General features: G+C 45.3%; 13 protein-coding genes. 9 read left to right on the forward strand and 4 right to left on the reverse strand.

What is annotated here, in order from left to right:
• Window positions 1-105 precede the first annotated feature (105 nt).
• Window positions 106-987: a LysR family transcriptional regulator gene (locus tag ACGHZ6_RS06140; protein ID WP_390617932.1), complete on the reverse strand. Its 882-nt coding sequence runs from the start codon at window positions 985-987 to the stop codon at window positions 106-108.
• Window positions 988-1,166: 179 nt separating this feature from the next.
• Here ACGHZ6_RS06140 and ACGHZ6_RS06145 point away from each other — a divergent pair, with 179 nt between their 5' ends.
• The 8 genes from ACGHZ6_RS06145 to ACGHZ6_RS06180 all read left to right on the forward strand — a co-directional run bounded on the left by ACGHZ6_RS06145 (window position 1,167) and on the right by ACGHZ6_RS06180 (window position 9,383).
• Complete coding sequence (locus ACGHZ6_RS06145; protein ID WP_390617933.1) at window positions 1,167-1,289, forward strand: hypothetical protein; 123 nt, start codon at window positions 1,167-1,169, stop codon at window positions 1,287-1,289.
• Window positions 1,261-1,581, forward strand: coding sequence for a DUF1330 domain-containing protein (locus tag ACGHZ6_RS06150; RefSeq protein WP_390617934.1), 321 nt, complete (start codon window positions 1,261-1,263; stop codon window positions 1,579-1,581). The genes ACGHZ6_RS06145 and ACGHZ6_RS06150 overlap by 29 nt, the downstream gene beginning before the upstream one ends.
• A gap of 312 nt (window positions 1,582-1,893) precedes the next feature.
• Window positions 1,894-2,727: a hypothetical protein gene (locus tag ACGHZ6_RS06155; RefSeq protein WP_390617935.1), complete on the forward strand. Its 834-nt coding sequence runs from the start codon at window positions 1,894-1,896 to the stop codon at window positions 2,725-2,727.
• Between the two features lie 580 nt (window positions 2,728-3,307).
• Window positions 3,308-4,513 (forward strand): acyl-CoA dehydrogenase family protein, encoded by a 1,206-nt coding sequence (locus ACGHZ6_RS06160; RefSeq protein WP_390617936.1) that lies wholly within the window; start codon window positions 3,308-3,310, stop codon window positions 4,511-4,513.
• A 40-nt stretch (window positions 4,514-4,553) separates the two neighbouring features.
• Window positions 4,554-5,549, forward strand: coding sequence for a fumarylacetoacetate hydrolase family protein (locus ACGHZ6_RS06165; RefSeq protein ID WP_390617937.1), 996 nt, complete (start codon window positions 4,554-4,556; stop codon window positions 5,547-5,549).
• A gap of 27 nt (window positions 5,550-5,576) precedes the next feature.
• Window positions 5,577-6,059, forward strand: a complete 483-nt coding sequence (locus ACGHZ6_RS06170; RefSeq protein WP_390617938.1) for a flavin reductase family protein — start codon at window positions 5,577-5,579, stop codon at window positions 6,057-6,059.
• Between the two features lie 111 nt (window positions 6,060-6,170).
• Entirely contained in the window at window positions 6,171-8,543 is a 2,373-nt protein-coding gene (locus tag ACGHZ6_RS06175) for a TonB-dependent receptor (protein ID WP_390617939.1), read from the forward strand.
• A gap of 249 nt (window positions 8,544-8,792) precedes the next feature.
• Window positions 8,793-9,383 carry an NUDIX domain-containing protein gene (locus ACGHZ6_RS06180; RefSeq protein WP_390617940.1) on the forward strand — a complete coding sequence of 197 codons (591 nt, stop codon included), beginning with the start codon at window positions 8,793-8,795 and terminating at the stop codon, window positions 9,381-9,383.
• A 150-nt stretch (window positions 9,384-9,533) separates the two neighbouring features.
• Here ACGHZ6_RS06180 and ACGHZ6_RS06185 read toward each other — a convergent pair whose 3' ends face one another.
• A complete protein-coding gene (locus ACGHZ6_RS06185) occupies window positions 9,534-10,697 on the reverse strand; it encodes a zinc-binding dehydrogenase (RefSeq protein ID WP_390617941.1) in 1,164 nt (387 codons plus the stop codon).
• A 287-nt stretch (window positions 10,698-10,984) separates the two neighbouring features.
• A complete protein-coding gene (locus ACGHZ6_RS06190) occupies window positions 10,985-11,431 on the reverse strand; it encodes a hypothetical protein (RefSeq protein ID WP_390617942.1) in 447 nt (148 codons plus the stop codon).
• 360 nt (window positions 11,432-11,791) lie between these two features.
• On the opposite strand from ACGHZ6_RS06190, the gene ACGHZ6_RS06195 reads away from it, so the two are divergent.
• Window positions 11,792-12,217: a nuclear transport factor 2 family protein gene (locus ACGHZ6_RS06195; RefSeq protein ID WP_390617943.1), complete on the forward strand. Its 426-nt coding sequence runs from the start codon at window positions 11,792-11,794 to the stop codon at window positions 12,215-12,217.
• 86 nt (window positions 12,218-12,303) lie between these two features.
• Here the strand turns inward: ACGHZ6_RS06195 and ACGHZ6_RS06200 are convergent, their stop codons facing one another.
• Entirely contained in the window at window positions 12,304-13,269 is a 966-nt protein-coding gene (locus tag ACGHZ6_RS06200) for a hypothetical protein (protein ID WP_390617944.1), read from the reverse strand.
• Window positions 13,270-13,493 lie beyond the last annotated feature (224 nt).

The raw sequence follows: 13,493 nt of genomic DNA on the forward strand, positions 1-13,493 counted from the left end.
AGAAAATACCCTGGCGAAACTTCGCCGGGGTAATCGGATCAGCAAAAGAAAAGGGGACGGAGGGGTTTTATTTTAATCCTTCCTTCCCCTTTTTGCCGTAAAACACTAGCGTTGATAAACCTCCAGCACCACTTCAATAAAACGCCGCAGGTTAACACTCTGCAATTCCCGGCTTGGGTACACCAGGCTGAGGTTGCGCGGTTGCAGGGTGAAACACGCCGGCAGCTTTATTAACTGCCCGGTTTCGATTTCATCTTCCAGCTGGGAGTCGTGAACGATGGCGATTCCGACCCCCTTTATAACGAGCTGTTTGATCAGTGTCAGGTCATTGGCTTCCACGGTTTTGGTGAGTGGTACCGTGCGCAGGCCTTTTGCCGAAACAAATTTCCATTCGGGTGTGTATTTGGAAACCAGACACTGGTGAGACATCAGCTCCTGCAGGGATTGAGGCGTGCCGTGACGGGCGAGGTACTCAGGGCTGGCCATCAGATAGCGGTTAATGGTTATCAGCTCGCGGGCGATGAGCATGGAATCCTGCAGTGGGCCAGCTCGCAGCGCCACATCAAACCCCTCTTTAATCAGATCCACCCAGGCATTGGAGGTGACAAGCTCAATGTTGACCAGAGGGTAGCGCTGAATGTAGCGGTGTATAACCTCCGCAAGTAGGTCGTTGTCAGCAATGATGGCGGCAGGTGCGCTGATCTTCAGCTTACCCCAGGGTTCAGCCTGCTTTCCCTGGGCATCCTCAATGGCGCTCGTGGCATGCTGCAACATCAGTTGGCTGTGCCTGAAAAAAGACGCCCCTTGCTCTGTCAGCGCGATCTGCCGGGTGGTGCGTTGCAGCAACTTGACACCCAGCTGCTCCTCCAGCTGCGTCACTTTTAAGCTGACCGTGGATTTGGGCATGCCCAGGCTCTCGGCGGCCTGGGTAAAGCTCCCCTTGGAAACAACCTCAGCGAAGATGGCCATATGGTTATAGAGAATCATAATTGTTCGTCTATTTGGATGGTCTGCTCAATAAAAATGGTTGATCGACCAGCCAAGGATTAATATAGTTATGTCAAGCAACGAAATAAGCACACTATTTGGAGCAGAGCAGATCCGTTATTAAAGCACGAGTTGTACTGATTTTTCCAACTTCAGATTTTTTATTGGGAGATTTTGAGATGGCGATTTGTTTTAATATCGAAGTGAATAAAGGCGTTGCCCGCATTCATATGAACCGTCCGGAAAAAATGAACAGCATGATCAAGGAATACTATGGCCGTATATGCATTAAACCTATTTGACATTTCCAGTAAAGACGAATACCTCGAGTACTCACGCCGCTCGGTAAAAGAGGTACAGTCGCATGGAGGGCGAGTCCTGTCGCTAGGTAAATTTCGGGAATCTGTTCAAGGGGGTATTTCACCGCGAACTGTACTAATACTGGTGGAGTGGGAGTCAAAAGAGGCATTCGATAGCTACCGTAACGATCCTCAACTTTCTGATTTACACCCACATAGAGAAAACGGAACAAGCAATTATATCTGGCATCTGTTTGATAAATTAGAAGATCTTAGGCCTCTGTTAAAGGATTGAGATTCATGGATGTAAGAATCGCGCACAAAAGGTGAAAAGTGCATAAACGAAATTGGAGCTAGCTTAATGCACTTTTTATAACCAAACATTCTATAAAAGCCACGTATCGGCCTCCTCTAATAAAATAGTCATGGCTGGCACACGTCAAAGGGGCACGGCCGCCACTAATATTCTCAACGTTATCTATACTAGAAATCATTGAAGGAACAGAAAGCCAATCAAATACAAAGCCTGGTTCTCCCTTAGCTGACCAGTCCCTTAGCTGTAGAAATGTACGCGTCTAATCAACAGCCTGCTAGGTAAAAGAATGCTATGAATAGAGCAGTACGGCTGAATTTAACACTATTGATTGTATTTCTCGGTACTGCAATGGTGGGGCATGCCTCTTCAAGCACAAGCGTACCGGATGAGTTGAGGGTGGGCGTTGCCATTGCTAGCCTTCCATGGGCGTCTGATGATACGGGAGAATCAACAGGCATTGTTATTGACATTGTTAAAACGACGATGGAAGCACTTGACAAAAAAGCAGTATTTAACATTGTCCCTCCTGCCAGAGTGGTAAGCATGCTGCGCAATAAATCAATTGATGCTGGTATCGTATTGATCAATCCTGGTGTTGTTCTTGAATCGTTAGCGTGTAGCCAACCTTTAGTTACAGTGCCATTTGGTTTGTATTTAGAAGCATCAAGCCCGCACCGCTCTCCTAATATTCCCTGGGACCAACTAAAAATTGGTGCGCAGAGCGCCAATCATCTTGATAATCCACCAGAATTTGAAAAGCTTAATATCCAATTCTTTAAGAACTCAGTGCTTATTTTTAGATCGCTAAAGGCGAAAAGAGTTAACTCAATATTTAGCTCGCCTCTAGTTGTTGAGCATTTATCAGAGGTTTTTCAAATTAAAATGGAGGCCAGGGAACATGTAGGCTACAGGAGTGCTGTGCTATGTTTTTCTGTTGAAGGATTCGGGGAGGCCGCCGAATTACTGGCTGATCAGTTTACGAAAAGCTATTTCGATATTGTGGATAACCAGCCAGAACGTCTTTCACCAACGACATTACGTGCGATTAAACTGTTTGATAGTAGAGGCCTCCCCAAGACCCTGACGAATATAGAACTACCACCGGTAAGGCGTAGCATCAAGTAATAACCGCTATGCCTATAAAGGTACATACCACCATATTCGGCAACATAGTCGGCACCATAGTCGGCAACAACGTTTACGCTAATAGCATCCTCTAAAGATATTTTCTTTGCATAGTGACTGGCAAACGTTGTCGTGATTTCATCGGCTACTCGTTTGTACATACGTCGGATGGTTTCGCTATCCGTGTCTGCCAGGAAGTGGAACAGTAGCCAGCCGCCTAGATTCCAGGCAAAGCCAGCTAGCCATGGCTTGAATCCATAATAAACCAATTCATTAGGTCAAGAAGCTTAATCGCCTTCAATTCTTAGCCCCTGTTTGTGGTCTTCGCTTTTGGTATATGCATTCTCAATTAATCTCGGCCAACTCTTATTCAAATTCAATATTAGGACCTAAACCCCCAGTAAAAGCGCGGGTTACAGGGCGATTTACGTCTGATTTGTGCTTTTTGTGCTGAAATCTGATGGGTATAGCATATAAAAATTACTTGAATGGTCGACCAAGTTAGAATAAGGTTGATAACCATAGGATAGCTAATAGCGTTCTTTGGCTATCGAGTCCCAATATCATTAAGAGGTTTACTATGTCTGACTTAGCTCCGTCTAACCAAGAAGCTCAAAAGGCTGGAGAGGCATTGAAGCAAAGAGTTCGTGAGATTTTGCCTATCATTGCCAAAAACGCTGAAAAGACCGATGCAAATCGTTCTGTCGCTGAGGAAAACATTGAGCTGCTGAAAGCCGCTGGGTTTACGCGTGCACTTCAGCCTAAAGCCTTTGGTGGTTTAGAAATTGATGCACCAAGCTATGGCCCTATTTTGATGGAGATTGCAGAAAATTGTTCATCAACGGCTTGGGTTGCAGGTCTATTAGCCCAGCATTCTCATATGATTGCGTTAATGAGTGAAGAGCTTCAGCAAGAGATCTGGGGTAAAGATACCAGCGTTTTAGTTTCTTCTTCAGTTGCGCCAATTCTTGAAGCTAAGCCCGTAGATGGCGGCGTTATACTGGACGGTACCTGGAGCTGGTCAAGTGGTTGTGACCATGCCGACTGGGCTCAGCTTGGCTTCAAGCGTGCGGTTCCAGAGCTGGATAATATGATGCTCCCACACATGGCATGCGTACCTAAAACTGACTATGAAATCATTGATGACTGGCACACGGCTGGCCTGAAGGGTACCGGTAGTAAGACTCTGAAACTTAAAAATGTTTTTGTGCCAGAGCACCGTATTGATGGTTACATTGAACTGGCTACAGGCCAATCAAAAGGTTTTGGCTCTCATCCCGGTAAGATCTTCCACTCCCCCTTCGCTAGCTACTTTGCATTAGGTTTCTCCATAACAGCTCTGGGTACCGCGAAAGCTTTCATCAAACTTTACAAAGAGAAGCAGTCTAAGCGTGTACGTGCGTATACCGGTGCAAAGGCTGCTGATAGCGCTCCAGCCTATATGCGACTGGCTGAGTCTGTGCTTCAGGTGCGAGCTGCTGAAGCGCGACTGGCGCAAGATTGGAGTGAGATGGCTCAGCATTGTAATGAGCTAAGACTACCTGATGAGTCAATGAGCACCAGCTGGCGTGCAAGCCAAACCTATGTGACTAACCAAGCTATCGAAGCTGTGAATCGTTTGTACACGGGCAGTGGTGGTAGTGCATGGTTCGATAACAATCGTATGCAAAAGCTGTGGCGTGATGTAAACATGGCGGGTTCCCATGCCTACTCAGACCTTGATGTTGCCAAACAAACATATGGTCGTCATTTGATGGATATTGAGCCTGACATGGACTTGTTCTAATTAGTTCAGTCTGAAATTTATTGAATCTAATAGGTTAGTTATGAAATTTTGTAGTTTTGTTTCGGAAGGGCAGAAGTCTTACGGCTTTGAAACATCGGATGGCCAAATTGCCGACCTGAGGCTTGTATTGGGAGCGAAAGCCCCTGCTACATTAGCCGATTTTATGGAAGAAGTTGTCAGTGGTGATATCTCTTTAGATTCGCTGATGGCGGAAGACTTTTCTCAGGATTACAAGAAAGATCCTGCTCTTCTAACCATGCTGGCCCCTATCCCACGTCCAGGAAAGATTATGGGGGTCGCGATAAACAATCAGATATTTCAGGCGCTCTCTCATAGGCCTTCTGCAACCCCGGCCTTTTTCTTTTCAGCGGCAACCGCTTTAACTGGCCAAAACCAACCCATTGTTCTAAGAAAGGAATTTGGCATCACCAATCCAGAGCCAGAATTGGCGGTGATCATTGGTAAGGGTGGCAAAAACATTAAAGAAGAAGATGCTTTAGATCATGTTTTTGGTTACAGCGTTATCAATGATGTGACCTCTCATGGATTAAAAGCGGAAGATAGTATTGAGATTATTGTTCCAGAAGGTTCTGATTTTGAAGCTCGTTACGAAAAGTCAATGGGTTGGCGAGAGATTCGCGATGCTGATCATGCACGCAGAATGTATCTGACCTATCACGCGCGTTCTAAAGGTTGCGATACGTTTGCACCTATGGGGCCTTGGTTGGTTACCGCCGATGAGATTAGCGATCCGAATAATCTGACTGTTCGTTCATATCAAAACGAAGAGCCTACCTTCGTGGACTCAACGGCTAATTTGACCTTCTCTGTTGAGAAGGTGATTGCGCATGCCTCACGTTATTGCACCCTGGAAACGGGGGATATTATCCATTGCGGGACTGCAGCGAAGCCAGCTGAAAATAGCAGCTTTGCGTCGCTAGGTCACTGGGATCTCAACGAGTCTAATGGTGCAAAGGTGAGCATTGAGATTGAAGGCTTAGGTACCTTAGTCAACCCAGTTGTTGTAGAAGATTAGTCTTCTTACTGAAGAGGTATAACTGAAATGGCTTCTATTGATATTACTGAATTTAGAAATGCATTAGGTTCCTTTCCTACGGGCGTGACAGTTATCACCACGACCGATCGTGAAGGTAACCCTATCGCTATGACGGCTTCCAGCTTTAACTCTGTATCTTTGGATCCCCCGTTGATTCTCTGGTCTATCGGCTATGAGCGATCCTCATTACCTGCATTCAGAGAAACAGGGAAATTCGTCGTTCATGTGTTAGCTGAAGATCAGATCGATATTTCCAATAAGTTTGCTGGATCCGGGGCTGGAGATTTCTCGGAAGTCGAATATGACAAAAATGATCATGGCATACCTATGCTGCCAGGGTGTGTATCGCGCTTTGAGTGTGTAACGCGTCATGAGTACGAGGGTGGTGATCATTTAATCATCGTTGGAGAGGTTGAGAGATTTGTAACGGAAGATAAGCAACCGTTACTTTTCTGTCGAGGAAAATACGCGGAGATCAAGAAGGGCTAGTTTTCTTGGTAGTAGTATCCGTGTAAGAAGCGTGTTCTGCTCGGTGTATTTGCCGAGCAGAATAATTATTAAAATAAATCAATAATAAAACTATTACGTTGGAGAGCGATTATGTTGAACTCTGTAGCAAGTAAAACTGCGTTGTTAGGTGCCTTAGGGTTAATGACATCTACCGTGGGTTTTGCACAGCCGATGCTGGAAGAGATTGTTGTTACGGCGCAAAAACGTGCTGAAGGTCTAACTGATGTACCTATTTCCATCGCTGCTGTCACAGGTGATTCTCTAGAGGATCAAGGTATCTTTGACATGTCTGGGCTTGTGGATTCTATTCCTAGCGTTTCCCTGCAGACGTCCCCGAATTTTAGTGTTGTAAATGTTCGTGGTGTTACTACCGGTGGTGCAAACCTAGGCTTTGAGCAATCGGTGGGTATGTATATTGATGGCTTGTATGTTAGTCGTGGCAAACAGGCGAATAGTCCATTCTTGGATCTGGAGAGAGTTGAAGTCCTGCGTGGCCCTCAAGGTGTTTTGCAGGGTAAAAACAGTGTCGCGGGTGCCGTTGTAATTTCTACTCGTCGCCCAACTGATGAATTCGAAGCCGTTATTCGTGGTAACTATGAGTTTGAAAATGACGGACAGGGCGTAGAGGCGATTGTCTCTGGTCCGATTACTGACTCTTTTAAAGCCCGCCTTGTAGCCTCTACCAATAAAGTGGGTGGTTGGTTAGATACGCTACCTCGTCAAAGTTCCGATGGCAGTACTGCTTTGAAGGGCAGAAAGGATCAAAATGAATCCGAAATCGATACCATTCGTTTAAGTGCTGTATGGGATGTGAACGATGATTTCAGTGTTTTTGCGAAGTATGAGCACGCTGAGAAGAAAGTAACCGGTACCAGTTATGGTACGACTGGAATCCAACCTGGCGCAACCGTAGCAGGTACCCCTTTTCTAATCATTGATGATTTCACAACTCGCCAGCCAGGGTTCGATACTATTGATAATGGTGTTGCCGCATCTGCCCGTCATGTGGAAGTCAATGCCGATGGCACAGGGGTGGTCGTTTCAAACAAAGAGGACGAGCGCACTGTTGATAGTGATGCATTTACCTTGCAGCTGGATTGGGATCTGCCAATCGGTATGGTTACATCCATTAGTACCTACTCTGAGTTCGAAAGTCACTCCAACTTCTCTTTCCCTCCTGCGCCATTTGAGTTCTTCACTCAAGATGAGGAAGAAAATTTTGAGCAATTCACTCAAGAGTTAAGACTGGTTTCCCCTGGCGGTGAAACATTCGATTATGTAGTCGGTTTGTACTTTGTTGATCAGGAAATCAAAGTGCCAAACGTTCAGCAGATTGGTGCACCAAGTCTGACCGGAGGTGGATTGGTGCCTACAACATGGGATTATCAAACCAATCGAGAGTTTCAGCAAAGTGTTGAGGCATACGCAGCCTTTGGTCAGGTGACGTGGAATGTAAGTGATGTATTTCGTGTGAACGCGGGTCTGCGTTATTCATATGAAAACAAGTCGCTTGATGATCACAGTGTCCAGCTTGGCTTTTTTGACACCAGCAACCCAGCTGAAAATGCCTTTGCTGCGGGACTATTCGGTGTATCATCATTTACTTATGATGAGCTTGAAGACACTAAAATACACGAAGAAGGTGTAGATCCTAGTCTGTCAATGCAGTGGGACATGACCCCTGATACGGCGGTGTACTTATCTTATACTAAGGCTACTAAAGCTGGCGGTTTTAACGCTGTAGCAACAAATGTAAGTAACATCAGCTTTGATTCTGAGGAAGCTGAAGGTTACGAGCTGGGATTGAAGACTTACTTCTTCGATCGCCGCATGCAGCTGAATGTGGCTCTGTTTACAACGGAGTATACTGATCAGCAAGTCAGTGTCTTGGATTCGACGACCAATAGCTTGGTCGTAAACAATGCTGGTGCAGCGACCTCTGAGGGTCTGGAAGCTGACGTGCGTTTTGCCGCGACCTCCAATTTGGAGCTTGGAGGTGCCCTGTCATTTGTTGATGCGACATACGATGATTTCGTCGGTGCGCCATGTTCCCCAGGCCTGAGTCTTGAGGCTGATTGTGATATGGCTACAAATTCTCGAAATGCGAAGGGTGATAAATTACCTAATGCGCCAGAGTGGAGTGGTAGTGCCTACTTCATCTATTCGTATCCTCTTGACGGTATGGGTACCATTCGGGTTCGTGGTGATGTTTTCTATAGTGATGAATTCTTCGTGGCAATCCAGAATGATGACTACGCTGCTCAAGACTCATTTACCAAGGCTGACTTGTCGATTGGCTATGACTCCGCCGATGACAATTGGAGTGTAAACCTGGTGGGCCGTAATATTACCGATAAGAGAACAACTTCTTTCGGTGGCGGCGTTACCTTGCGAGATGGCGCCTACTGGGGTATTGCAGATGCTCCTCGAACCATCACGCTTAACGCGGATTACCGCTTCTAAATCAAGAGGGTAATCTACGTTTGTTAAGTTATGACCCTCTAGGCCCATAATGCGAGTTATGTGTTTGGCGGGTTCATAACTTTAGCTATGTTTATGACAAGGATGTCTAAACAACTATGCCTCTGCAGAGTTACAGTTAGTTACTATCCCTTCTAGAGAATCGATCTCTTCCCGTCTACAATTAGACAATATCGGCTATAAATTTCATTCTCGTACAACCGTTAATCAGATGTCATCCATGGAACTACTATGAGTACTATGCCCATTGCTTCAACCAAATACTGTTTCCAATGCGCAAGCCCTATGGATGTAGAGTGCCCTGATGGGGATACATATGAACGGTATGTGTGTAAGCGTTGTGGTTATATTGCTTATCAGAACCCTAAGATACTGGTGGCCTGTATAGCAACCTGGCAGGACAAGCTCTTGCTGATAAAAAGAGGAATAGAGCCAGCTAAAGGGCTCTGGTCTGTTCCTACAGGCTTTATGGAGTGTGGAGAAACCCCTGAAGAAGCAGCGGCAAGAGAGCTTTATGAGGAGACTGGAGCGAGAATAGACGTGCAGTCTTTAAAGCTGTACATAGTGGGTTCACTACCGGCTATTAACGAAGTGTATTTGGTCTATCGGGGGGAGTTAACTTCGCCTGAATACCACACAACAGAAGAAGCGATGGAGGTTAAGTTCTTCGACCTTGATGACCCTATTCCTATCGAAAACGTGGCTTTTCCCCAGGTTGCAGACGCAATGGATAACTTCCCCTTTGAGCATCGTAGCAAAAATTATGCAGTATACTCATCTCACTATGATGATGGAAAGCACACGGTTAAAAAGATAGTTTAGTCCGTACCTTCCCCCAAAAGGCATCATTCTGCCACTAAAGGCAATTCTCTTAATCATGATGACCTTAGCTTTTGTTGGTTTTTGAAATGATTTGTGATCAGGAAAAGGGGATGTTCTGCTGTGTACGTTAATTCCTCTCGAGTTACTGCCTTATTTCAGGCAGTTTTGTACTTGAGAGGATCGTATTTTTTGAGAATGGGGCAGAATCAGGTACTTCTCACCCGTTGCCATACGACCATATTCGGCAACAACGTTTACGCTAATAGCATCCTCTAAAGATATTTTCTTTGCATAGTGACTGGCAAACGTTGTCGTGATTTCATCGGCTACTCGTTTGTACATTCGTTGGATGGTTTCGCTATCCGTATCTGCCAGGAAGTTGAACAGTAGCCAGCCGCCTACATTCCAGGCAAAGCCTAAACCTGCGTTAATTACCGTTGGTCTTAGATCCAGTCGGCCATAGGTATAGAGTTGTTTTTTAACGGAAGAACCATAATGGTTGTATGAGGTCATTTGGGATGCCGCAACCTGCTCCATGCACGCCAGAATCTCATAGCCTAATTTACCGCCACCAATAGCATCGAACGCAATGGTGGCGCCGGTTTCAGCGAGTGCTTTGAATAAGTCTTTTCTGAAGGTTTCTGAAGAAGAGTTAACGATATATTGAGCGCCAATCTCTTTGAGGATCTCTTCTTGTTCTGGCTTACGAACAATATTGACGATATCAATACTATCTGCCTGACAGATACGGTTTAGCATGATACCCAAGTTAGAAGCCGCTGCCGTGTTCACGAGTGCTTTATGACCTTCTCTATGCATTGTCTCTACAAGGCCTAAAGCTGTCATAGGGTTAACAAATGCTGAAGCCGCTTGTTCTGGAGTGATACCTTCTGGCATTGGGTTAACCAGAGAGTAATCTACGCAGCAATATTGACCGTGGTGACCGCCAGTGGCCACACTGACAACCTTGCCTATTAACGCTTGAGCTTCAGGTGAATCACCTGCTTCAATGACAACTCCAGCACCTTCGGAGCCTGTAGCAAGTGGACTGTCTATACGAGACTTAACCATTCTCATTAATTTGGAAGGAATGTCTGCGAGTAATTCAGTGCTGTCTTCGCCTTGCTCATTTCTTAAGGTTGTTAAGTCCGCAGGTCCGAACATACTTGCCAGGTCCGTTGGGTTAATGGGAGATGCCTCAATACGAATAACGATCTCTTCTGATTTGGGAGCAGGGATATCTATTTTATCTAAGGACAATTTTAGGGTTTCATTAGATCCCATTGTAGAGAATAGTTGCAGTCCGGTAGTCATAGCTTTTTCCATCGCTGAATGTTGTCGTTATTGCCCTGTATAGGCAGCATTAAAGATATTAGTAAGTCTTGTGAGGAGGTTCTTCATCATGATGGTTGTTGGGGGGGGCTTGGCTAAATGTCGAAAAAAAGGAGGAGGGATAGAAACCCCACCTCCAAAGCTGGTGCAGAGAGAGGGATAACGGGTATAGCAGAGAACTGCTGTACCCGTTGCACCAATTCGACGTTAAGGGGTGGGAAATAGGAATCATCTTAAAAGATTATCGATAACTTCCGTGACCCTCTTGCTTAGAAAAGCATATATACAGCAACGGTTAAAACAGCAACCATTATAGAAAATGCAGTAATGTTTTGATTTATATATAAGGTTTTACCGCCAATGTTAAATTCTATGGGGAGGTAGCCATTCTCATCGTAAGTTTTGCCTCCGTAAAGGTTTTTAACCATTAATGCCATGAAGAATCCGCCATAGATTGATGCGCAGATGAATGCGCTGATATACAGGGGTAAGACAGACTCAGACTCATAAAACCAGAGTAGAAAGAGGGAAAATATACCTAGCCAGCCGTAAGAGATACACTGCCAAACTACATGGTAGCGGGCGTGCCCTGTCCACAGAGGGTTAGTAGCATGAGTTTTATTAAAATCAGCAAACATTGGTATAACACTGCAGCCAAGTGTGGCAATAGTTAAAAGTACTCGTACAGTGAAAAAAGTATCATTTATGTTATCCATCTATTGGCCTCTTATTGACTGTAAGCTGTAGCTAAGATCTTTATCTGCATTTATAGAGAGGTAGAGCGCCATAGGTTGGCCCTATGGCGCTCTTTTCCCTTATTGCATACCCCTATTAAGCCAGCAATCCGCTCAAAGGAGTATGGGCCTATTCTACACCTCTTGATTGGTCGGTCAAGCAAGTTTATTATTGGCCGGAGAGTACATCGATATCTTGGCTGCATGCAGTTGGCGATAAAAACTAAAGAAAAGACGCATAAATCTGATTTTTTAAATCCAAAAAAATCTTGCGTTGATCTCTATAAACATACCATCTCAAGTTAATGGTTTTGGCTTGAAGATGATAAGGAGCATAATGTAATGGCTAGTAATTACGAAGAAATTCTCAAGTTGAATGCTAAGTTCTCTTGGCTGATTGATCACCGTGATGGTGTTGGCGTTCCTGAACTGTTTACCGAGGACGGTTACTACGGATTTGAAGATAATGGCGCTAAGGGACGTGAAGAAATAAAAGCGTTTTATGATATGCGCACAGCCAGAGGGCACCGTTTATCACGTCATATTTTTTCTCCCGTTGCTATTCACGAAGAGAGTGAAAGCAGAATGGTTGGAACATGCCATTTGACATTATTTGCAGCTGACGGAGAGGGGCCGCATCCTGCTAATCCTCTTATCATCATGGATTACAATGATGAGTATGTAAAAGTTGATGGTGTTTGGAAGTATAAGTCGAGAATTGTCAATCAAGTTTTTGGTGAAGTTCCTAACTGGGAAGAAAACCAGTAAATTTATTACTTTTCTTGGTAGAATGAACAGGGGTTACCTCATGCGTTTCTTACCCCGCTAAAGGTAACCTCTGTCGATTCACCACACTAGCTTCTGGCTTCCACTATCCCGAAACCAACCCCCACCTCCCTGGTTAGTTGGTAAAAAGATTCACGAGGAACGCAATCGGATACGCTGCAGATTGCCGATCTCGCGGCGACCCAACTAAGAGTTTCGACTGCACCAATGCCAGCTTCCGCCATGACCTCTTTAGGATCCCAGCTGTCAAATGCCGACATGTCACCGCTGCAATAGGTTTCTAGAAATTTTTTATCCCAATGGTCAACGAGGCCCAAGTCACTTTCTGTAATGCTTTCGTCTAATAGGATTGGAAGTCCATGTTCATGCGCTTCAATTTCGTAGTCGATCCATTTCTGCTGTGGTACTTCCGATTGAGACTTTCCGTGCAGGATGTAGGGTTTCCACTCATCGCTTACGACATCAATAGGTGGGTAGAGGTGCGCTGGATCATGAGTAAGCCCACCGGAACCTAAAAACAGAACTCTTTGGTAAGCCTCCAAATTATTTGTGAATTTCCCTATGGCTTCGCCAAGAGCCCTCGCTCGCTTGTAGGGTACAAAGGGAGGTTGTATGCAGGAAACGAATACAGGCAAGATTGGGTATCGGGTGAGAGATCCCAGAGTCGTCATCGCAACTTGAGAAAACCCGTGATCAACTTCCATAGCGTATGAAACTGCAACATCTACGCCTGAATCTCTAACGGCTTCCACCGCAGAAACAGCAACATCACGGGGAACATTCAGCGGGCCAGGTGTGCCTCCAACATCTGCAAGCGACGTGGCTTCTACGCCAATAGTAAAGCTTGGCATGCACGCCATCTGGTGCCCACCGTAGTGGTCTACGCCAAATAGGACGACCAGTTGAGGATCAAAATCTTCGATTCGCTTGCGTGTTGACTCAAGCGCCAGCTTGACGTTCTTTGTTCGCTCCCTGTCTGCTGGAGTCATGTCCAACATGGGGGAATGAGAGGCGCTAACCATCATGTACTGCATCTAAGTTCTCCTGCTCCGTTCGGAGCTGTTTGTGTTTGTCTTACTGTATCAACTACTTGGTTGGTCGACCAAGTTAGTCGCTTGATCTGGATCAAGTAAGCTGTAATCAAATACGGGTGCTCTGGTAACCAATTTCTCTAAATCACGATGTCGTTGATGGTTTTTTATCTAGTGGTTGCTTGCTTGCAAACCCTTGCGGCTCGTGCAATTTGTCCAAAGTATGC

It is taken from the genome of Maricurvus nonylphenolicus, from assembly GCF_042854845.1.
In the GTDB taxonomy this organism is placed as follows: Bacteria; Pseudomonadota; Gammaproteobacteria; order Pseudomonadales; family Cellvibrionaceae; genus Maricurvus; species Maricurvus nonylphenolicus.

What these genes read in the sequence shown, in the direction of transcription:
- ACGHZ6_RS06140 (WP_390617932.1), bottom strand. Translation starts at nt 987, where the DNA reads ATGATTCTCTATAACCATATGGCCATCTTCGCTGAGGTTGTTTCCAAG.
- ACGHZ6_RS06145 (WP_390617933.1), top strand. Translation starts at nt 1,167, where the DNA reads ATGGCGATTTGTTTTAATATCGAAGTGAATAAAGGCGTTGCCCGCATT.
- ACGHZ6_RS06150 (WP_390617934.1), top strand. Translation starts at nt 1,261, where the DNA reads ATGGCCGTATATGCATTAAACCTATTTGACATTTCCAGTAAAGACGAA.
- ACGHZ6_RS06155 (WP_390617935.1), top strand. Translation starts at nt 1,894, where the DNA reads ATGAATAGAGCAGTACGGCTGAATTTAACACTATTGATTGTATTTCTC.
- ACGHZ6_RS06160 (WP_390617936.1), top strand. Translation starts at nt 3,308, where the DNA reads ATGTCTGACTTAGCTCCGTCTAACCAAGAAGCTCAAAAGGCTGGAGAG.
- ACGHZ6_RS06165 (WP_390617937.1), top strand. Translation starts at nt 4,554, where the DNA reads ATGAAATTTTGTAGTTTTGTTTCGGAAGGGCAGAAGTCTTACGGCTTT.
- ACGHZ6_RS06170 (WP_390617938.1), top strand. Translation starts at nt 5,577, where the DNA reads ATGGCTTCTATTGATATTACTGAATTTAGAAATGCATTAGGTTCCTTT.
- ACGHZ6_RS06175 (WP_390617939.1), top strand. Translation starts at nt 6,171, where the DNA reads ATGTTGAACTCTGTAGCAAGTAAAACTGCGTTGTTAGGTGCCTTAGGG.
- ACGHZ6_RS06180 (WP_390617940.1), top strand. Translation starts at nt 8,793, where the DNA reads ATGAGTACTATGCCCATTGCTTCAACCAAATACTGTTTCCAATGCGCA.
- ACGHZ6_RS06185 (WP_390617941.1), bottom strand. Translation starts at nt 10,697, where the DNA reads ATGACTACCGGACTGCAACTATTCTCTACAATGGGATCTAATGAAACC.
- ACGHZ6_RS06190 (WP_390617942.1), bottom strand. Translation starts at nt 11,431, where the DNA reads ATGGATAACATAAATGATACTTTTTTCACTGTACGAGTACTTTTAACT.
- ACGHZ6_RS06195 (WP_390617943.1), top strand. Translation starts at nt 11,792, where the DNA reads ATGGCTAGTAATTACGAAGAAATTCTCAAGTTGAATGCTAAGTTCTCT.
- ACGHZ6_RS06200 (WP_390617944.1), bottom strand. Translation starts at nt 13,269, where the DNA reads ATGCAGTACATGATGGTTAGCGCCTCTCATTCCCCCATGTTGGACATG.